Genomic DNA, 20,665 nt, shown 5'->3' on the forward strand with positions numbered 1-20,665 from the left:
GCCGGCCCACGAGAGGGTCACTCGACGGTGAAGCCCTGCTCCTCGGCGTAGGCCACGACGTCCTCCTGCAGGCGGTCGGCCGCCTCGGAACCCGACACCGAGCCCTCGTTGATCGCCGCGAGCTGCTCGGTGAACGCGTCGTAGTAGTACTGCCCGAACGGGGTGTACGTCATACCGGTGTAGGCGTTGGCGGCCGGGACGTAGACCTCCTTGTTGGCCTGCTGCCCGTTGAAGAACGGCACTTCGTAGTCCACGAACTCCGGCGAGTTCAGCGCCTTCAGGTTCAGCGGGAAGATGACCTGGTTCTGCCAGCCGTCCAGCAGCGACTCGTCGTCGGCGTAGACGCCGAACGCGACCTTGGCGGCCAGCTCGGGGTCCGAGGCCTGGCTGGTGACCGAGAAGGCGGAGCCTCCCCAGTTGACCGACACCGGGTTGTCGGCGTCCCACTGCGGCAGCGGCGCGACAGCCCACACCCCGGCATCCTCACCCTCGCCGACGCCGGCGCCGGTGAGGTATCCGGGTGCCCACGCCGCCGAGATGTAGGTGGCGTAGTCCCCGCCGATCACACCGGAGATGTACTCCGGGGTGAACTGGTCCTGCGTGCCGACCAGCCCCTTCTCGACGAGCCCGGCCCAGTAGTCGAGGACCTCCTTCGAGGCGTCGTCCGCGAGATCGATGCCGATGGTCTCGGGCGAGGCGGGGTCGTACGTGAACGGCTGCGCGCCGTTCTGGTACTGCAGCGCCATCATGACCGCCGGCACGTTCGCGCCGAGGTCGCCGAAGAGCGGCCCGCCGGCGTCCTTCACCTTCTGGGCGGCCTCTTCGTACTCCGCCCACGTCGTCGGCGGCGTGATGTCGTACTCCTCGAAGACGTCGGCGCGGTAGATCATGCCCATGGGGCCGCCGTCGACCGGAGCGCCGTAGACGCCGTCGCCGACCGAGACGTCCTTCCAGGCACCCTCGCTGTAGTCGTCCTTGACGTCTTCGTAGCCCATGTCGCTGATGTCGACCAAGGCCTCCTGGATCTGGAACGTCGGGATGCGGTCGGCCTCGACCATGATCACGTCGGGAGCGCCCGTGCCGGCGGTGATCGCCGTCTGGAACTTGTCGTACTCGTCGCCGCCCTGGCCGACGTTGGTCCAGCACACCTGGACCTCGTCGTTCTGCTCGTTGAAGTTGTCGACGACGAGCTCCATGTTCGGGTACCACGCCCACATGGTCACGACGGGCAGGTCGGACTTGGGGATGGTGTTCGTGCAGTTCGTGGCGTCATTGCCGCCGTTGCCGCCACCGCCGCCTGCGGAGCACGAGGCGAGCGCGGCTGCGAGAACGAGCACGGCGGATGCGGCGAGGACTGGTTTCGTCTTCACGGGATCTTCCCTTTCGGAATGTCGGACATCTTTGTCGGTGCATCCAGCTCACCGGTGATCTCGGGATGCCGGTGAGGCTGCTGTGTACAACGTTGTACTTCAACGTTGTACAACTAAATCGCGCACTCTCGGACGCTGTCAAGAGGAAGGCTCGAAAATTTCCCGGACTGTTGCGGGAACTCGCCCGCGCAAGAACGAGGTCAGTAGTCGATGGGCGCGGGGCCCACGTCGCGCACCAGGTCGGCCATGGCGCGATACGCGGCGTCGCGGTACGCCACGAGCGCTGCCGCGCGCTCGGGCGGCGTCGCGGTGAACCCGCGTCCGCTCTTGACCCCGAGCTCCCCGCGCGAGACGCGCTCGGTGAGGGCGGCGGGCGCGGCGAACCGGTCGGGATAGGCCTCGGACAGCGAGGTGTAGCAGAAGTCGTAGACGTCCAGGCCCGCCATGTCGGCGATGGCGAACGGCCCGAAGAAGGGCAGCCGGAATCCGAAGGTGGTGCGGGCGATGAGATCGATCGACTGCGCATCCGCGACGCCCTCTTCGACCAGGCGCGAGGCCTCGGTGAACAGGGCGTACTGCAGGCGGTTGAGCACGAAGCCGGTCACGTCTGCGATCTCGACACCGGTCTTGCCGCACTCCGCGAGCAGAGCGATGACGTCGCCGGCCACGTCGGGCGCGGTGGCGGCGTGCGGGATCACCTCGACCCCGGGGATGAAGGGAGCCGGGTTGCTGAAGTGCACGCCGATGAAGCGGGAGGGCTCGGCGACCGCCTCGGCCAGACGCGAGATCGCGATCGTCGACGTGTTCGAGCCGATGATCGCGGCCGGCGGCGCCGCCGCGCTGATGCGTCGCAGGATGTCGTGCTTGATCGTGAGGATCTCGGGCACGGCCTCTTCGACGAAGTCCGCGCCCGAGACGGCATCCTCGATCGTGTCGGCGGCGGTGACGGCGGCGGCGACGATGTCGCCCGCGTCGGCGGGGAACAGCCCGCGCCCGGCGAAGTCGTGCGCTTCGGCGATGATGCGATCGCGGCTGCGCGCGGCGTGCTCGGCGGAGACATCCGCGAGACGCACCGCCCTGCCCGACAGCGCGAGGACCTGCGCGATCCCGCCTCCCATGTACCCCGATCCGACGACGGCGACGGTGGCGATCATGTTCTTTCCTCTTCCTCGTGCGTGACGGTGAGTGCGATCTTCGGAGCGGACGCGGACGACGTGCCCTCGGTTGCCGCGCCTGCGGGTCCTGTCGCGGCGGCGTCCGCCACGGCGCGTGCGATGATCGCGAACGAGACCGCACCGGGATCGGGGTGGCCGACGCTCCGCTCGGCGAGCGGTCGGGAGCGGCCGCGCCGCGGACGCAGCGCCGCCGTCGCCGATGCGGCGTGCTCGGCCGCGGCGGCCGCCTCGTCGAGCGCGCGGTCGAGCGCGGTGGCGCGGTCGACCGCCTGCCGCAGGGTCTCGGCGAAGGGGAGCATGGCATCGAGCATCGTCTTGTCGCCCGGCTCGGCGCCACCCAGCGCGGCGAGTCGCCCCACGGCCAGATCGACGATGTGCGCGAGATGCGGCGGCGATGCCTCATCGGCGTCGCCGAGCCCTTCGCCCAGCGCCACCAGCGCCGCCCCCCACAGCGCGCCGGAGGTGCCGCCCGCCTCGTCGGACCAGGCGTCGCCGGCGCGCACGAGCAGCGCGGCGGCTCCGGCGGCGGTGTCGGCGGAGGCCTCGAGCGCCGCGTGCAGGCCCCGGACCATCCCCGTGCCGTGGTCGCCGTCCCCGGCGACGGCGTCGAGGTCGCCCAGTTCGCCCGAGCGCTCCGCGACGGCGTCGTGGGCGACACGGATCAGCCGCGCGGCCTCGCGTGCATGGCGCTGCGACCGTTCGGACGCCGGCACCGCGCTCGCGGCATCCGCGACGGCGGCCGTTTCCTCATCCCGGGGTTCGGGAGCCGCGCCGGCGGATTCGCGCAGCGGTCCGCGACGGACGAAGGCAGGGGCATCGGCGGGCGCCGTCCACAGCTGCTCGAGCTCGTCATCGAGCCAGAGGAGGGTGAGCGAGACCCCTGCCATGTCGAGGCTCGTGACGAGTTCGCCGCACACCGGCGCGACGATCTCGAGCCCCGCCGCCGACAGCTCGCCGGCGATGTCCCGGAACAGCACGAAGAGCTCCTCGTACTTCACCGCGCCGAGCCCGTTCACGATCGCGCACACCCGCTCGCCCGCACCCGCGGGTCGCTCCGCGAGCAGCGGCTCGACCAGTGTGCGGGCCAGCCGGCTCGCGGACTGCAGGGGCACGTCCCGGATTCCCGGCTCACCGTGGATCCCCAGCCCGACCGACATCATGCCGTCGGGCACCGTGAACAGCTCGCTGTCCGCACCGGGCAGGGTGCAGCCGGCGAACCCGACGCCGAGCGACCGCGTGCGGTCGTTCGCCTTGCGGGCCAGGCGCTCGACCTCGTCGAGGTCGTCGCCGCGTTCGGCCGCCGCGCCCGCGATGCGGAACACGCAGAGGTCGCCGGCGATCCCCCGGCGCTTCTGCGCCTGGTCGGCGGGGGCGCTCGCGACGTCGTCGGTGACGAGGACGGTGCGCACGTCCATGCCCTCCGCCCGCAGTCGCCGCTCGGCCTCGCCGAAGTGGAGCACGTCGCCGGCGTAGTTGCCGTACGAGAAGAGGACGCCGCCACCGGTCTCGGCGGCGCGCGCCACCCGCATCGCCGCCGCGCTGGAGGGCGAGGTGAAGATGTTGCCGCACACGGCGGCGGTCGCGACACCCGGCCCGACCAGGCCGGCGAAGGCGGGGTAGTGCCCGGAGCCGCCGCCGATGACGACCGCTGCGTGTCCTCGGGCCGCCGCCGGATCGCGCACGACGCCCCCGTCTACGCGTCGCAGGCGACCGGGGTGGGCCAGGACGAGCCCCTCGAGCGCCTCGTCGACGAACCGGTCGGGGTCGTTGTGGATGCGGGTCATGCCTCCGCCCCCGCGGCCAGCTGCTGGCGGACGCGACTTCGCCCTTCACCGGTCACCGGGTCACGCGGGAGGATGCGCTCACGCAGGTACTCTCGGTTGGCCGCGCTCATGCTGAGCCCGTCGCCACCGTAATGCTCGGTGCAGATGACGCCCCGGAACCCGCTGTCCAGCGCCATGCGCATCGCGGTCCGGTAATCGATCACGCCGCTCTCGAGGTAGGTGGGAACGGTGCTCACGAAGCCCGCATCGGGGTCCTCGTCGCGGGTGTAGTTCTTCACATGCCAGTAGTTGGCGTACGGCAGCGTCGCGCGCAGCAGCTCCCGCCAGTCCTCGACCGGTTCGTGGAGGCGGACGATGTTGCCGACATCGGGGTTGAGGCCCACCACGTCCGAGCCGATCTCCTCCACCAGCCTCACCGCAGATTCTCCGGAGCCGAGGAACGTGTGCTCGTACATCTCGAGCGAGAGCAGGAGCCCCGCATCCTCGGCGTGGCGTCCGAGTTCGCTGAAGCGCCGAACGGCGAGGTCCCACGCGTCGGTGTCGTCGGATCGGTCACGATGCCCCTCCGCGGTCCAGAACCACAGCCGCCCGCGCTGGGCCGCGGTCAGGGGGCGGTGGAGCCCCACCGAGACGACTCCCACCCCCAGCTCGGCGGCCACGTCGATGCAGCGGTGGCTGTAGGCGAGGTGATCGTCGCCGTCTGCCTCGTCGATGACACTGCGACGGATGACCGACATCGACGGCGCGGACAGTCCTGCCTCCGACAGGGTGCTCGCCATCTCGGAGGTCTGCCGGCGGTCGAGATCTCCGAAGGGGAGCCATGTGTCGGTGAGATCGACGTGCTCGAAACCGGCCTCGGCGACCTCGCGGAAAGTACGGGCCCAACGGCCACGTTCCTCGTCCGGGCTCGATGCGCCGAGGCGCTCGGGCGCGAAGGGCAGCAGGGCTGCGGCGATGGGCCACGTGTGAGCGGTCAGCGGCATGAGTCCCCCTTGATCACGTATCGTGCACGATACACGATCCCACCCGGTTCGCGGCAGCGGCCAGCCGTCCACCCGGTGGGCCGCGATGCCGGCCGACGACACGTCGCGGCATCCGGACACGCGGGCGACGAGCGGGACTCAGCGGTCGGCGAGCTCGGCGAGAGCGCGCTCGCGCACGCCACGCAGGTGTGCGCGCATGGCCTCGGCCGCCCGGTCGGCGTCGCCGGCGGCGATCGCGTCGCGCACCGCGCCGTGCTCGGCCATGGTGGGCGCCGCGTCGGTGACCCCGGTGCCGGTGAAGAGCCGGAACCTCTGATACTGCCCGCCGAGCGCCTCGTACGCCTGTTCGATGAACGGATTCCCGCCCGCCGCGACGATCGTGCGATGGAAGCGCCGGTCCGCCTCGTAGTAGTCGCGGAAGGACTCGTAGCGAGCACCCTTGGGAGCCGTTCCCAACTCGGACACGCTCTCGTCCAGCGACCGGACGAGAAGCGCGTCGGCGCGCCCCGCGGCGAGCGCCGCCGCGCCCGGCTCGATCAGGAGGCGCGCATCGACCAGATCGGCGAGCTCCTCCCGCGTCAGCGCCGGCGCGACCCGCCATCCCCGCAGCGCCATACGCCGGATGAGTCCGGTGCCCTCCAGACGCGTGAGCGCTTCTCGCACCGGGCTGGTCGACACGCCGAGCTCGCGCGAGAGGGCATCGATGCTCAGCGCGCCCTCCGGGGGCACGTGCCCGTCCACGATGAGGCTCACGAGAGCGTCGTAGACGTCGTCCACCACGAGGCGCGGTGTGATCGCCCCCGGGCGGGAGCCTCGCCCCCCACTGGTCGACACCCCGACAGCATAGCGACGCGGCCCGGGACGCCGCCGCCCTCACCGCCGGGTCCGCCCGGCTAGAGTACAGAGATCGCGCGGGCCCGACCCGCCTCGAATGGAGGCATCGATGAGTCCCACGATGCATGACGTCGCGCGGGCGGCAGGTGTGTCGATCAAGACGGTGTCGAACGTGGTCAACGAGTATCCGCACGTGCGCGATTCCACGCGCCAGCGGGTGCTGCAGGCGATCGAGGAGCTCGGCTACCGGCCGAACCTCTCAGCGCGCGGCCTGCGGTCGGGCCGCACCGGCGTCATCGGACTCGCCGTGCCGGCGCTCCGGGAGAACTACTTCGCCGAGCTCGCCGACGCCGTCATCCGCGCCGCCGAGCACCGCGGACTCACCGTGGTCATCGAGCAGACCAACGGCGACCGCGAGAAAGAGCTTCAATCCCTCACCGGCGGTCGTCTGCGATTGACGGACGGGATGCTGTTCAGCCCGGTCAGTCTCGGACCGAGCGACGTGGGCGCACTGGACGTCGGGTTCCCGCTCGTCCTGCTCGGAGAGCGCATCTTCGACGGCCCGACCGATCACGTGACGATGCACAACACCTCGTCCGCGCGGGCCGCCGTCGCCCACCTTCTCGAACTCGGTCGCCGCCGCGTCGCCGTGATCGGCGCCGCGGAGCACCCGAGTGACGACCCCAGCTCGGCGAACCTCCGGGTGCGGGGCTATCGCCAGGCGCTCGACGATGCAGGAGTGGCGTTCGACCCGCAGCTGGTGCGCGCCGCCGACCACTGGCACCGTGAGACCGGCGCGCAGGCCACCCGTCGCCTCATCGAGGAGGGCGTGGAGTTCGACGCGATCTTCGCCCTCAACGACACCCTCGGCCTCGGCGCGCTGCGCGCTCTCGGAGAGGCCGGGATCGGGGTCCCCGATGACGTCGCCGTCATCGGCTTCGACAACATCGACGAGTCGCGCTTCTCGGTGCCCTCGATGTCGAGCATCGATCCCGGGCGCGAGGAGATCGCGGCCACCGCCGTCGACCTGCTCCTGGATCGCATGAACGAGAAGGGCGACCGTCAGCCGCCGCGCCGCGTCGTGCCCGACTTCCGCCTCGTCGCGAGGGAATCCACCGGCGAGACCTCCCCCGCCGACCCTCCCTGCCCCCGCTGTCCTGAGCCGCCGCCGCCCCGCTGTTGCGTCGGCCACGACGAGCGGTCAAGCTAGGAAAGCGCTTGCCGACTCCGCGCCGGCACCGATCCCCCTCCCCGATTAGGAGCATCATGACCGACGCCCGCGCCCGACTCGACCCCCACAACGCGATCGCCGCCATCGACCGCCGCATCTTCGGCGGCTTCGTCGAGCACCTCGGTCGCCACATCTACGACGGCATCTTCGAGCCCGGCCACCCCGAGGCCGACGGCCACGGGTTCCGGCAGGACGTGGTGGCGCTCGTGAAAGAGCTCGGGGTCTCGACGATCCGCTATCCCGGCGGCAACTTCGTCTCGGGCTATCGGTGGGAGGACGGCGTGGGTCCGAAGGAGGAGCGCCCCCGGCGCCTCGATCTGGCGTGGCACTCGACCGAGACGAACGAGATCGGACTGCACGAGTTCGCCGACTGGCTCGAGCTCGTCGGCAGCGACCTCATGCTCGCGGTCAATCTCGGCACCCGCGGCACGCAGGAGGCGCTGGACCTGCTCGAGTACGCCAATGCGTCGGCCGACACCGCCTTCACCCGCCAGCGCACGGCGAACGGACGCCCGGATCCGTTCGGGGTGTCGATGTGGTGCCTCGGCAACGAGATGGACGGACCATGGCAGCTCGGACACCGCAACGCCGACGACTACGGCCGGATCGCCTCGCGCACGGCCAAGGCGATGCGGATGCTGGACCCCGGCGTCGAGCTGGTGGTGTGCGGCTCCTCGGCCAGCAGCATGCCCACGTTCGGCTCATGGGAGCGCACCGTGCTCGGCCACACCTTCGACGACGTCGACTTCATCTCGTGCCACTCCTACTACCAGGAGAGGGGCGGCGACGCGCAGGAGTTCCTCGCCTCGGGCGTCGACATGGCCCGCTTCATCGAATCGGTCGTCGCGATCGCCGACAGCGTCGCCGCCGAGAAGAAGAGCGACAAGCGCATCATGATCTCGTTCGACGAATGGAACGTCTGGTACCTGCACAACGAGGACGGCAGCGAGTCCGGTCACGAGTTCAAGGGCGGCGCGTGGCCGGTCGCCCCGCGCCTGCTCGAGGATCGCTACCACGCGCTCGACGCGGTCGTCTTCGGCGATCTGCTCATCACCCTGCTGCAGCACGCCGACCGGGTGCGCTCGGCATCCCTCGCTCAGCTCGTCAACGTGATCGCGCCGATCATGACCGAGCCGGGCGGACCCGCCTGGAAGCAGACGACGTTCTTCCCGTTCTCGATCACCTCGCGCCTGGCAGGCGACCGTGCCGTCCGGGTCCCGGTGGATGCCGGCACCGTGACCAGCGAGCGCTTCGGCGAGGTCGCCGCCGTCAACGCGGTCGCCACGATCGATGACGAGGGCGTGTCGCTGTTCCTGGTGAACCGCTCGACCGAGGCTGCGGCATCCCTCACCGTCGATCTCGCACCCCTGGTGCGCGAGCTGGGGCGCGAGGTCTCGCTCGTCGAATCGCACCTGCTGCACGAGGACGACATCTACGCCGCCAACTCCCTCGACGACCGTGAGCGCGTGGGCGTGCGGCCCCTCGCCGACGCGGCGGTCGATCCCACGGGCCTGCGCCTCACGCTGCCTCCGGTGTCGTGGGCGGCGCTCCGGCTCGCGTGACCCTGGGGTGCACCCACGAACAGCCGGCGTGAGTGACCGGGGGTCTCCCGGGTCACCCACGCCGGCTGCGGCGTCAGGCTGGCGTGTCAGCCCTGGAACAGCCTCGGCAGGAAGTCGATCAGCGACTTCTGCCACACATCCCAGCTGTGCGGACCGGCGATGATCGGAGCGAACTCATGCTCCACCCCGCGGTTCGTCATGCTGTCGATCAGGCTCAGCGTCGCTCCGTAGGTGAAGTCCTGCGTGTCGCCCGAGTAGATCCGGATGAGCTCGGTGCCCTCGTTGATCGCGTCGACGTCCGCACCCGCGGGAACGCTGCCGAACGCCGACATCCCGCCGATGTACGCGAACTCGCCCGGGTGCGCCCAGAGCGTCGTCAGCGTGTGACCCGAACCCATCGACAGGCCCGCGAGGGCCCGTTGCTCACCCTCGTCGCTGACGTTGTACTGCGCCTCGGCGGCCACGGTGATGCGCTGGGTGATCTCGTTGGGGAAGTTCACGCCGTTGCCGTTGGCCATCACGACCACCATCGGGACGATCTCGCCCTTGGCGTAGTGGTTGTCCAGGATCTGGGCGGCGAAGCCGACCTCGATCCAGTCCGTCCACGTCTGCCCTCCGCCGTGCTGGAGGTAGAACACCGGGTAGGGCTCTTCCCGCTCGGCGTCGTAGCCCGGGGGCGTCCACACGTAGGCGGAGCGCTCGGGGTTGCCGTTCGCACTGCTCGTGTAGTTCATGACCTCGACGTCGCCCCGCGCCTCGGGAGCGACCGGCGTCGTGTACTCGCCACGCAGCGTCTCGTCGCCGGGCACCTGGAACGTGCTCCAGTTGCGCTCGGAGAGCACCGTCGTGGGGTTGGCCTGGTCCTTGTGATCGACGCCCTCGACGACGAACTTGTAGTAGTACGAGCCCGACTCGACAGGCATCGTCAGACGCCAGCGCCCGTCGTCCTGCTTGGTCATCGGCGTGCGCGGCCAGCTGCCGGCGGGGCCGAAGTTGCCCCACACCGTCACGTTGTTGGCGTCGGCGAACTCGGTGCCGGTCTCGAAGGTGACGACGCCGTTCTCGTCGATCCACGGCGTGGGGGTCGTGCCGGGCGCCGGAAGCGCGTGCGGCTCGAGCGGGAGATGACCCTCACTCGGGCCCGTGTCGCCCGGGGCCTGGAACACGCGCTGCGCGAAGTCGTGCAGATTCTTCTGCCACGTGTCCCACGTGCCGCCGGTCTCGGGGTCGGAGCCGTCCGACTGGAACTCGACACCGGCGGCGTCGAGCTTGTCGGCGAGGTCGACCGTCGCGTTGTAGCTCGGGTCCGTGACATTGCCGACGTACAGACGGATGAGGTCAGTGGCGTCGTTGATCTGCTTCGCCTTGCCCTTGCTGATCTTCCCGCTGCCGTTGCCGAGATCGCCCTCGAGGTCGCCCGAGAACGAGCCGACGTTCGAGAACTCCTTCGTGGCGTCGACCAGAAGGCTGAGGGCCTGGTCGGCCCCGCGCCCGATACCGGCGATGGCGCGATCCTCGGCGTCGTCGGAGATGTGGAACGCGTCCTCGGCGGCCGGAACCAGATTCTTGACCACCTCGTCGCGGACGTCATCGACCTCGCCGTCACCCATGACCACGACCATCGGCTCGGCGTCGCCGTCGACGGTCAGATTGTCGAGGATCTGCGAGAGACGGCCGAGCTCCACCCATTCGCGGTAGCTCTGCCCCTCGTCCTGCAGGAGATAGAGCACCGGGTACGGCTCGGCACGGTCCTGGTCGTATCCGGGGGGCGTCCACACGAGCGCCGAACGCTCCTCGTCCGACACCGTGCTGGCGTAGGAGATCTCCTCGAGAGCCCCGCCCTCCGGTACGTCGGCGAGCCACTCGGCGCCCGGGCCGGGGACGAACAGCGTGTTCATCGCCGGGTTGGAGGTCACTTCCTGAGGGCTCGCGGGATTGCGGAACGGAACGGCGTCCTCACCCCATGAGGGGCGAGCGGAGTACTGGTAGTAGTAGAGGCCCGGCTCGAGAGGGCCGATCGTCGACGACCAGTTCCCCCCGCTGGAGCCCATGTTGAGGGTCGTCCAGGTCTTGCCCGGCGCGAAGTTGCCCTCCACCGCGACGACAGAGCCCGCCACACCCGTGGCCGGCTCGACCGCCGCGTTGGGCACGGTGAACCGGTACACATCGGCGATCGGATTGTTGAGCAGCTCGCCGACCCAGGGGTCTTCGGCGGCCGCTGCCGACTGTGTCGCAAGCAGCGAGGTCGCGCCCACCGCCGCCACGGTGGCCATAGCCACCCAGCTGCGACGGGAGCGCCTCCGGCTCGGCCGCGCGTGATCGTTGATCATCACCATCGATTCCTCTCATGATCGATCGCGCACATCGTCATGCGCGACTCCAGCACCCGGCACCGAACCTCGCGCTCGCCGCCGGACAGGTGATGAGATCCCGACATCTCGGTCGTGAGAACCATATTTACAACGTCGTAAATCCCCTCGACGCCCATCGTTGCGCACGATGCGCGAGCTGGTCAAGACTTTTTTACAACGTTGCACATCTCCGACCCCACGAGGGAACTCGAGCCCCCACTCCCGCGACGCCGCTACTCGTGGTTGCGGACCCGCATGTTGCATGGCACACTATTGGAAAGCGTTTACCCGCACCTGCGTGCGAAACAGCATCCGAGACCGCGACGTCCGGACGCATCCGACAGAGAGAAGGACCCCATGACCGACACGACGCTCGCACCGGTCGAGGCCCCCACCACCGACTCCGCCGCCACTCCGACGGTGCGCGAGGTCGGCATCATCATGAACGGCGTCTCGGGACGCATGGGCTACCGCCAGCACCTCGTGCGCTCGATCCTCGCGATCCGCGATCAGGGCGGGGTCGAACTGCCCGACGGGTCGAAGATCACCGTGAAGCCGCTCCTGGTCGGCCGCAGCGAGGCCAAGCTCGCCGACCTCGCCGCCAACCACGGCATCGAGGACTACACGACCGACCTCGACGCCGCCCTCGCCGACCCGCGCTGGGAGATCTACGCCGACTTCCTCGTCACGAAGGCCCGCGCCAGCGCCCTGCGCAAGGCGATCGCGGCCGGCAAGACGATCTACACCGAGAAGCCCACCGCCGAGACCGTCGACGAGGCGCTCGAGCTGGCCAAGCTCGCCGCCGACGCGGGCGTCAAGACCGGCGTCGTGCACGACAAGCTCTACCTCCCGGGCCTGCAGAAGCTCAAGCGCCTCATCGACTCCGGCTTCTTCGGTCGCATTCTCTCGGTGCGCGGCGAGTTCGGCTACTGGGTGTTCGAAGGCGATTGGCAGCCGGCGCAGCGTCCCAGCTGGAACTACCGCGCCGAGGACGGCGGCGGCATCATCGTCGACATGTTCCCGCACTGGAACTACGTGCTCGAGAACCTGTTCGGCGAGGTCAAGTCGGTCTACGCGAAGGCCGCCGTGCACATCGCCGACCGCTGGGACGAGAACGGCGAGCACTACACGGCCACCGCCGAGGACGCCGCCTACGGCATCTTCGAGCTCGAGGGCGACATCGTCGCTCAGATCAACTCCTCGTGGACCGTGCGCGTCAACCGCGACGAGCTCGTCGAGTTCCACGTCGACGGCACGCACGGCTCGGCCGTCGTGGGTCTGTTCGGCGCGAAGATCCAGCATCGCAACGCCACCCCCAAGCCGGTGTGGAACCCCGACCTCGCCGACAGCCACGACTACGACGCCGACTGGGCCGAAGTTCCGACGAACGACGTGTTCCAGAACGGCTTCAAGCAGCAGTGGGAGGAGTTCCTCGTCTCGTTCGCCGAGGGCACCGACTACGAGTTCGACCTGCTCTCGGGCGCGCGCGGCGTGCTGCTGGCCGAGGCGGGCCTGCAGTCCAGCCGCGAGGGCCGCCGGGTCGAGCTGCCCGCGCTGAGCCTGGACTGACCCCCATGAGCCACCTCACCCTGCTCGCCGGCGACGGCGCCCTCTCGCGGGTCGCCCTCGCCGAAGCCCCGGGATACACCCGGCCCGACGGCCCGCTGCGCAGCCGTGCCGCGTACGCCGCCGCGCACGTGGTGCCGAAGATCCACGCCGACAACACGCCGGGCCGGCCTGCGGACGTCGACTGGGACGCCACGCTCGACTTCCGCCGTGCAGTGTACGCGTGGGGTCTCGGCGTCGCCGACGCCATGGACACCGCCCAGCGGAACATGGGGCTGGATGCCGCGGCCACACGCGAGCTGATCTCCCGCTCGGCCGAAGTGGCCCGCGAAGAGGGCGGCTCGGTCGTGGTGGGCGTGAACACCGACCATCTCGAGGCCGAGCACGTCTCGGTGGACGAGGTCATCGACGCCTACAAGCAGCAGCTGCACTTCACCGAGGAGCAGGGTGCCGGGCCGGTGCTCATGGCCTCGCGCCACCTCGCCCGCGCTGCGGAGTCCGCCGACGACTACCGGCGCGTGTACCGCGAAGTGCTGAAGTCGGCGACGACCCCCGTCGTCCTGCACTGGCTGGGCACCGCGTTCGACCCGATCCTCGAGGGCTATTTCGGTTCGCCCGATTGGCGCGAGGCGTCGGCGGTGCTGCTCGAGATCATCGGCGAGCACGCCGACAAGATCGCCGGCGTCAAGATGAGCCTGCTGGATGCCGCGTCCGAAGTGTCGGTGCGCGAGCGCCTCCCCGAGGGCGTGCGCATGTTCACCGGCGACGACTTCAACTACGTCGGTCTCATCGGCGGCGCCGACGTACCCGACGCGGCACAGCCCGAGCGGGACCCGGCGGCATCCCGGCAGCACTCCGACGCACTGCTGGGCGCCTTCGCGGCGATCACGCCCGTCGCCTCGGCGGCGATCCAGGCGCTGGACGCCGGCGACCCCGCCCGCTACCTCGAGATCCTCGGTCCGACCGAGGAGCTCAGCCGCCAGGTGTTCGCCGCCCCCACGTTCTACTACAAGACGGGCGTGGCCTTCCTGTCGTGGCTCAACGGCCACCAGAGCGCGTTCCAGATGGTGGGCGGCCTGCACTCCGCCCGGAGTCTTCCCCACCTGTCGCGCATCGTGGAGCTCGCCAACGCGTCCGGCGCGCTGGAGCGTCCCGAGCTCGCCGCGGTGCGCTGGCACGGGATGCTGCGCGTGAACGGCATCGACGTGCCGGGAGTCATCTCGTGACCGGGGTCGGCGGCACCGTCGATCCTCGCCTGTCGATCAACCAGGGGACCGTCAAGCACGCGAGCCTGGCCGAGGCGCTGAGAGCCACGGTGGACGCGGGGATCCCCGCGATCGGCCTGTGGCGCGAGCCCGTCCAGGAGGTCGGACTCGCCACCGCCGCGAAGATGCTGGCCGACTCGGGGCTGCGCTTCTCGACGCACTGCCGTTCCGGCTTCTTCACGATGCCCGAGGGCCCCGAGCGTCGCGCCGCCATCGACGACAACCGCCTCGCGATCGAAGAGGCGGCCACCCTGGCCGCAGCGGCCGCCCCGGGCTCGCAGCCGGTGCTGGTGCTGGTCGCCGGCGCCCTTCCCGAGGGCTCGCGCGACCTCGCCGGCGCGCGGGAGCGCGTCCGCGACGCGATCGGCGAGCTGGCACCCGTCGCGCAAGCGGCGGGAGTCGAGCTGGCCATCGAGCCGCTGCATCCGATGTACGCCTCGGACCGCTGCGTCGTGTCCACTCTGGGGCAGGCGCTCGACATCGCCGCCGACTTCCCCTCGGGCGTCGTGGGTGTGACCGTCGACACCTTCCACATCTGGTGGGACCCCGACGTGCTGCCCCAGATCGAGCGCGCCGGCCGCGAAGGCCGGATCGCGACGTATCAGGTGTGCGACTGGAAGACGCCGCTGCCGGCGGACGTGCTGCTCAGCCGCCACTATCCGGGCGACGGGGTGATCGACTTCGGCACGCTCACCCGCGCCGTGGAGGCCACGGGCTACGACCGCGACATCGAGGTCGAGATCTTCAACGCCGACATCTGGTCGCGCGGCGCCGACACCATCGTCCGCGAGACCGCCGAGGCCTTCGGCCGGGCCGTCAGCCCGCACCTGCGCACGCGCGTCGCCGGCTGAGCACACGCACCACCCGAACCCGCCTGCACGTTGCCCCTCCGGCCGGCGTGCAGGCGGGTTCGCTCGTCACAGCGACGAGCCGGCGGGCGGTGCGAACTCCTCGAGCGCCTCGAGCACCGCGTCCTCGAGCGGCACCCGGCTGGCCGCGATGGCGTCGTCGATCTGGCCGGGGCGCGAGGCTCCGATGATCGCCGTCGTCACCGCCGGATGCCGCAGCACCCACGCGACGGCGAGGCCCGCCACCGGCAGGCCGACCTCGTCGGCGATGCGCTTGATGCCGCGGATGCGGGTCAGGTAGTCCTCGGTGATGGCCGACCCGTCGAGGTACCAGCTGTCGGCGGCGCGGGACCCCTCGGGCACCTCACCCCCGAGGTACTTGTCGGTGAGCAGCCCCTGCGCCAGCGGCGAGAACACCGCGCTGCCGATGCCGCGCTCCAGGAGGGTGTCGAACAGCGCACCCTCGGGCTCGCGCGCGAACAGCGAGTAGCGCGGCTGATGCAGCAGCAGCCGCACGTTCTGAGCGGCCAGGTAGTCGGCGGCCGCCGCGGTGAGGTCGGCGGGGTAGTTCGAGATGCCCGCATAGAGCGCCTTGCCGCTGCGGACGATGTCGACGAGAGCCTGCAGCGTCTCTTCGAGGGGCGTCTCGGTGTCGAGGCGGTGGGAGTAGAAGACGTCGACGTAGTCGGTGCCGAGCCGGGTGAGACTCTGCTCGAGCGAGCGGAAGAGGTACTTGCGCGAGCCGCCGTCGCCGTACGGACCCGGCCACATGTCGTAGCCGGCCTTGGTCGCCACGAACAGCTCATCACGATAGGGCGCCAGGTCGCGGGCGAGAATCCCGCCGAAGGTCCGCTCGGCCTCGCCGTACGGGGGTCCGTAGTTGTTGGCAAGGTCGAACTGGGTGATCCCGCGGTCGAACGCGTGCGTCACGATCTCGCGCTGGCGATCGGCGGAGCGGTTCCGTCCGAAGTTCTGCCAGAGCCCCAGCGAGATGGCCGGAAGGGGGATGCCGCTGCGCCCGGCGCGACGGTAGGACACATCGGAATAGCGGCCGGGCGCGGCCGTGTAGGCGGCGTCGAGACGGTGATCATCGGCGGCGATGGGCATGGTGCTCCTTGCGGGTGGGGACGGCGGGCGGTAAGGGCGGGTGGGAAGAGACGGAACGGTTCAGCGGTCGGCGACCGACGTGAGCAGCCGGACCCCGCGGAGGCGCGGAGTGCGCACCGCCCGGTCGTTTCTCGAACCGGCCGGTTCGATGATCATGCTCCACTCGAGGGCGCCGGGGGTCGCCGGCAGGTCGACCTCGCAGACGGTCTCGGTCGATCCGGGGGTCAGCGTGCGGTCGAGGACGACGGCGCCGCCGGCATGCACCCGGAGGCCCCCCGGCTCCTCGGCGGGGAACCATTCCACACGGAGCCGGTCGGCCGTGCCGGTCCAGTCGCGCAGAGTGAACCGGATCGCCCCGGCGGTCCGCCGCCATCGCACGTCGCCCACGATGCCCGTGTCCTCGTCGTCGGCGACGAGCGCGTGATCGGACTCCGGCTGCTGCTGCCCGAAGACGACGGCGTCGCACGTGCGCGCCTCGAGGTCTAGGGCCTCGGCGTCGATGCCGGCCAGCTCGACGCGACGGGCGGCCGCGGTCGCGGCATCCGCGAGCGGGAAGGCGACGGTGTACCGCGCGTCATGGATGCCGGCGAACGGCTCGAGGTCGATCGCGGCGCCCTCGAGAGCGGCGACGCGGACGCGGCCGTCGGCGAGCCGCTCGGCGGCGGCCACATCGGCGGGGTCGAGGATCGGCGCCTCTGCCAGGGGGCGCAGCGCCCCCAGCGCGATGTGGCCCATCCGCGCTCCGGTGCCGCGGTACGAGAGGGCATCGTCGGGAATGCGCTGCGCGAGCACCTCCGACCCGTCGACCACCCACCCCCACGCCGACCCGTCGGGCGCCGTCTCGACGCGCAGTCGTCGCGGCAGCTCGATCCGGTACGTCGTGCGCCCGGACCACGTGGTCCCGGCGGTCCATCGCGTCCCCGCGGCGACGTCGGCGACGACGCCCGGTGCGGTCTCGATGCGCGCGTGTTCGACACCGTCGGGGATGAGGATGCTGACCGCCCGCGCGAGGGGTCGATCCGCCGTCACCGTCACCCGCCACGCGTCGACGCCTGCCGCGGCTTCCGCCGGATCGATCTCGACGAGCAGGTCCCGCGTGCGCACCGACGAGGGGACCAGCGCGTTGATGCGCAACTCGCCGGGTGCCGCGTCGGTGCCGGCCGACTCGGCGTACACGAGCGCACCGTGGCGGGCCTGCGCCTCGAAACCGGACCCCATGCAGCACCAGAACCCCTCGGCCTCGGGCGAGTACACGCGGTAGTGCCCGGGGCGCTGCGAGGTGAAGTAGACCAGGCCGCCGTGAACCGGATGCTGCGCCGAACGCAGGTGGTTCAGACGTGCCCGCTCCGCCCAGCGCAGATACGCGTCGTCGCCGGTGAGGGCGTGGAGCTCGGCCGCGAGCTTGACCATGTTGTGGGTGTTGCAGGTCTCGGGCCCTTCGCGCGCCACGAACATCCTCGAGAAGTCCTCGGCGGCGTGGAAGTGCTCTGCGACGCTGTCACCGCCGAGGGGGATGCTGCGACGCCCGGCCACCGTGTCGAAGAAGGTCCGCGCAGCGGCACCCTCGCGCGCAGCGACGTCGGCGACGGCATCCGGGTCGACCTCGCGGGCGGCGCGTTCGATCGTGGCGAGACCGACGGCGACGGGGATGAGCGTGTTGGCGTGCAGCCCGTCGAGCTCGTCCCTGCCCGCGGCGAGCGGCTCGACGAGCGCGGGGCGGGCGAAGCGGCGCGCGAGCGCCAGCGGAGCGGGGTCGCGGCGGAGGATCGCCAGGCGGGCGAACGCCTCGGTGAACCCGCCGAACTCCGAGTCCAGCAGCGTGCCGAAGACGCTGCCGTCGAGGGCGGCAGCGGTGCGCAGCCACCAGTCCCCGAGGTCGGCGAGCGCCGCGTCGGCGACGGGGTGTCCGACGAGCTCGGTCGCATCGAGGAGGCCCGCGAGGGTCTTGTGCAGGTTGTACAGCGGCACCCACCGGCCGTTGAGAGAGAAGGCGCCGGCCTCGACTCTTCCGGAGAGCACCTCGTCCCAGAGGGCCACACCGTCGGGCACTCCTCCGACATAGCCGGTGCCGATCGCCTGCTGCGCGTCGCGCATGCCCCCGACGAGGTGCTCGACGAGCGCCGCGATCGGCGCGTCGTCGCCGCCCGCGGCGAGGGTGGACGCGGCCGAGAGCACGTGACCGGCGGTGTGGCCGTCGAGCCCGTCCGACTCCCAGCCGGGGTACGGCTCGGCCCGCGCGCTCAGTCCTGCCTCGCGGAGGTAGGGAGCCAGCAGCCGGTCGGGATCGAGGCGCAGCAGGGTCTCGCGCACCGTCCGCTGCGCCGCGAGGTCCGCTCCCTCCCTCAGCTGCACGGCGGCGGGAGGGAGGAATCGAACGAGCGTGCTCGTGGCGGGCATGATGCTCCTGGAGACGGAAAACGCTTCCCACCATAGTGTCGGATGCCGGGCCGGAGGCCTAGACTCGGGCTGTGAGCGAGATCGCGACGCATACCCGTGGTTCGGCGACTCTGCACGACGTCGCCCGTGAGGCGGGTGTGTCGCTGGCGACCGCGTCGCGCGTGCTGAACGGATCCACACGGAAGGTGGCCGAGAGCTATCGCGACCGCGTGCAGGCGGCCGCCGACAAGCTGGGCTACACCGCCAACCTGTCGGCGCAAGCTACCGCGCGCGGCACGGCGGCGATCGTGGCGCTGCTCGTGGCCGACATCGCCGACCCGTACTTCGGCCAGCTCGCGTCGGGCGTCGCCCGGGGCGCCGACGAGGCCGGGCTGGTCGTCACGATCGCCATCACCGAGCGCGACCCGCAGCGCGAGGCGAAGCTGGTGCGGGCGCTGCGCGGTCAGCGTCCGCGCGGGCTCATCCTCGCGGCATCCCGCACCGACGGCCCCGACGGGGCCGGCCTTCAGGCGGAGCTCGACGCCTTCCAGTCCATGGGCGGCCGGGTCGTCGCGCTCGGACCCGTCGGCGCCGACATCCGCTCGGTCACGGTCGACAACCTCGGCGGCTCGCGCGCGCTCGCGACGCGTCTGTCGCAGCTGGGCTACCGCGACGCGGTGATCGTCGGAGCCCGCGAGGGCGTGCGCACCTCGGACGACCGCGTGACCGGCTTCACGGAGGGCTTCACCGCCGGCGGCGGCGTCGTCCGAGATGTCATCCGCGCGGGCTTCACGCGCGACGCCGGCTACGAGGGGGCGCAGCGGATGCTCGCCGCCGGCGTGGCGGCGGGAACGGTGGTCTTCGGCATCAGCGACGTGGTCGCCATCGGCGCCATGTCCGCGATCCGCGACGCCGGGCGCGAGGTCGGGTCCGACCTCGCCGTCGCCGGCTTCGACGACATCCCGACCGGTCGCGACATCCGCCCGGGCCTGACGACCGTGCACGTCCCCCTCGAGGACTTCGGCTACCGGGCGCTTCACGCGGTGCTCGAGGAGGACTGGGATCCGTCGCTGCCGCCGCTGCCCCTCGACGTCGTGGTCCGCGGCTCCACGCCCGAGCGCGCCTGATCGTCCGGATTCCCATGCCCAGACCCCCTAAGGGCGTCACCATCAACGACGTCGCAGCGAAGGCCGGCGTGTCGCTGTCGACGGTCTCGCGCGCCCTCAACGGCAACCCGACCGTCGACCCGGCGCTCGTCGCGCGGGTGCAGGATGCCGCCGCGGAGCTGAACTACACCGCCAGTCCCGTGGCGCGTTCACTCGTGCTCGGCCGGACCCAGACCGTCGCCGTCGTCGTCCCCGACCTCGGCAACCCGACGTTCCAGGCCATCCTCCGCGGACTCAGCCGCGCTGCCGCCGCCGACGACTACCACGTCCTCGTCGCCGACTCGGCCGAGTCCGTCGACGAGGAGCGTGTGCTCGCCGCCGCCACCCGCCGCCGCACCGACGGCATCGTGCTGTGCGCTCCGCGACTGCCGCAGGAAGAGCTGGAGCGGCTCGTCGGCGGCCTGCGCCCCGTCGTGCTCGTCAACCGCTCGGCGGGGGCCACACCGGCCGTGCGCGCGGACTACCGCAGCGCACTGGCGGACGAGCTCGCCCACCTTCACGGCCTCGGCCACCGGCGCATCGTCTTCCTCGCCGGCGTCGCGCGCAGCGTCGCCAACGCCGCCCGTCTCGAGGCGATCGCGGACTTCCGCGCCGCGCATCCCGATGTCGTCGTCGATGAGCTGCCGTGCGGTGTCGACTTCGACGCGGGAGCCGCCTCCGCGGCCGCCGTGCTGGCCTCGGGGGCGACGGCCGCCGTCGCGTTCAACGACCTGGTGGCCATGGGCCTGCTGAGCGCCGCGCAGTCCGCCGGACGCCGTGTTCCCGACGACCTCTCCATCGTGGGCTTCGACGACATCCCCTTCGCCGCGTACACCACGCCCCCGCTGACGACCGCGGCCGTGCCTCCACAGAGCTGGGCTCTCAGGCATGGGAGCGCATGCGGGACCTGCTCGACGGCGCCGAGCCGCGGGAGCCGCTGTGGCTGCGTCCGCAGCTCGTCGCCCGAGGCTCGACCGGGCCCGCCCCCGCCTGACCGCATCCACCCGGCACCCGCCCGGCCGGTGGATCGTCGTGCTACCCTGAGAAAACGTTTCCTGGAGGAGTGAG

At 71.1% G+C, this 20,665-nt stretch carries 15 protein-coding genes; 7 read left to right on the top strand and 8 right to left on the bottom strand.

What is annotated here, in order from left to right:
- Positions 1 to 17: 17 nt before the first annotated feature.
- The 5 genes from NFR93_RS08655 to NFR93_RS08675 form a co-directional block, all read right to left on the bottom strand.
- Positions 18 to 1,370 (bottom strand): ABC transporter substrate-binding protein, encoded by a 1,353-nt coding sequence (locus NFR93_RS08655; protein ID WP_251452073.1) that lies wholly within the window; start codon positions 1,368 to 1,370, stop codon positions 18 to 20.
- A 200-nt stretch (positions 1,371 to 1,570) separates the two neighbouring features.
- Positions 1,571 to 2,524, bottom strand: coding sequence for a 3-hydroxyacyl-CoA dehydrogenase family protein (locus tag NFR93_RS08660; RefSeq protein ID WP_251452076.1), 954 nt, complete (start codon positions 2,522 to 2,524; stop codon positions 1,571 to 1,573).
- Positions 2,521 to 4,329 carry a dihydroxyacetone kinase family protein gene (locus tag NFR93_RS08665; protein ID WP_251452079.1) on the bottom strand — a complete coding sequence of 603 codons (1,809 nt, stop codon included), beginning with the start codon at positions 4,327 to 4,329 and terminating at the stop codon, positions 2,521 to 2,523. Before NFR93_RS08665 ends, NFR93_RS08660 begins: the two co-directional genes overlap by 4 nt.
- Entirely contained in the window at positions 4,326 to 5,312 is a 987-nt protein-coding gene (locus NFR93_RS08670; RefSeq protein ID WP_251452082.1) for a sugar phosphate isomerase/epimerase family protein, read from the bottom strand. Before NFR93_RS08670 ends, NFR93_RS08665 begins: the two co-directional genes overlap by 4 nt.
- Before the next feature lie 138 nt (positions 5,313 to 5,450).
- Positions 5,451 to 6,146, bottom strand: a complete 696-nt coding sequence (locus NFR93_RS08675) for a GntR family transcriptional regulator (protein ID WP_251452085.1) — start codon at positions 6,144 to 6,146, stop codon at positions 5,451 to 5,453.
- 109 nt (positions 6,147 to 6,255) lie between these two features.
- Between NFR93_RS08675 and NFR93_RS08680 the strand changes: the two genes are divergently transcribed.
- Positions 6,256 to 7,356 carry a LacI family DNA-binding transcriptional regulator gene (locus NFR93_RS08680; RefSeq protein WP_251452100.1) on the top strand — a complete coding sequence of 367 codons (1,101 nt, stop codon included), beginning with the start codon at positions 6,256 to 6,258 and terminating at the stop codon, positions 7,354 to 7,356.
- A 56-nt stretch (positions 7,357 to 7,412) separates the two neighbouring features.
- On the top strand, positions 7,413 to 8,939 hold the full coding sequence (arfA, locus tag NFR93_RS08685) for an arabinosylfuranosidase ArfA (RefSeq protein ID WP_251452103.1): 1,527 nt from the start codon (positions 7,413 to 7,415) through the stop codon (positions 8,937 to 8,939).
- Positions 8,940 to 9,025: 86 nt separating this feature from the next.
- Here arfA and NFR93_RS08690 read toward each other — a convergent pair whose 3' ends face one another.
- Positions 9,026 to 11,269 (bottom strand): alpha/beta hydrolase-fold protein, encoded by a 2,244-nt coding sequence (locus NFR93_RS08690; RefSeq protein ID WP_251452105.1) that lies wholly within the window; start codon positions 11,267 to 11,269, stop codon positions 9,026 to 9,028.
- 378 nt (positions 11,270 to 11,647) lie between these two features.
- Here NFR93_RS08690 and NFR93_RS08695 point away from each other — a divergent pair, with 378 nt between their 5' ends.
- Genes NFR93_RS08695 through NFR93_RS08705 form a run of 3 tightly spaced genes read left to right on the top strand, consistent with a single transcriptional unit; the run spans position 11,648 to position 14,972 of the window.
- Positions 11,648 to 12,859, top strand: a complete 1,212-nt coding sequence (locus NFR93_RS08695; protein WP_502846275.1) for a Gfo/Idh/MocA family protein — start codon at positions 11,648 to 11,650, stop codon at positions 12,857 to 12,859.
- A 5-nt stretch (positions 12,860 to 12,864) separates the two neighbouring features.
- On the top strand, positions 12,865 to 14,082 hold the full coding sequence (locus NFR93_RS08700) for a dihydrodipicolinate synthase family protein (protein WP_251452107.1): 1,218 nt from the start codon (positions 12,865 to 12,867) through the stop codon (positions 14,080 to 14,082).
- Positions 14,079 to 14,972, top strand: coding sequence for a sugar phosphate isomerase/epimerase family protein (locus NFR93_RS08705; protein WP_251452108.1), 894 nt, complete (start codon positions 14,079 to 14,081; stop codon positions 14,970 to 14,972). Before NFR93_RS08700 ends, NFR93_RS08705 begins: the two co-directional genes overlap by 4 nt.
- A 66-nt stretch (positions 14,973 to 15,038) precedes the next feature.
- Here the strand turns inward: NFR93_RS08705 and NFR93_RS08710 are convergent, their stop codons facing one another.
- On the bottom strand, positions 15,039 to 16,076 hold the full coding sequence (locus tag NFR93_RS08710) for an aldo/keto reductase (RefSeq protein WP_251452109.1): 1,038 nt from the start codon (positions 16,074 to 16,076) through the stop codon (positions 15,039 to 15,041).
- A 60-nt stretch (positions 16,077 to 16,136) separates the two neighbouring features.
- The gene (locus NFR93_RS08715) at positions 16,137 to 18,473 is read right to left on the bottom strand and encodes a beta-L-arabinofuranosidase domain-containing protein (protein WP_251452110.1); all 2,337 of its coding nucleotides are present in this window, start codon (positions 18,471 to 18,473) and stop codon (positions 16,137 to 16,139) included.
- Positions 18,474 to 18,544: 71 nt separating this feature from the next.
- Between NFR93_RS08715 and NFR93_RS08720 the strand changes: the two genes are divergently transcribed.
- Positions 18,545 to 19,579, top strand: a complete 1,035-nt coding sequence (locus NFR93_RS08720) for a LacI family DNA-binding transcriptional regulator (RefSeq protein WP_251452111.1) — start codon at positions 18,545 to 18,547, stop codon at positions 19,577 to 19,579.
- A 14-nt stretch (positions 19,580 to 19,593) separates the two neighbouring features.
- Positions 19,594 to 20,664, top strand: coding sequence for a LacI family DNA-binding transcriptional regulator (locus tag NFR93_RS08725; RefSeq protein WP_251452112.1), 1,071 nt, complete (start codon positions 19,594 to 19,596; stop codon positions 20,662 to 20,664).
- Position 20,665: the final 1 nt, after the last annotated feature.

This window comes from Microbacterium sp. Marseille-Q6648 (assembly GCF_943181415.1).
Taxonomy (GTDB): Bacteria; Actinomycetota; Actinomycetes; order Actinomycetales; family Microbacteriaceae; genus Microbacterium.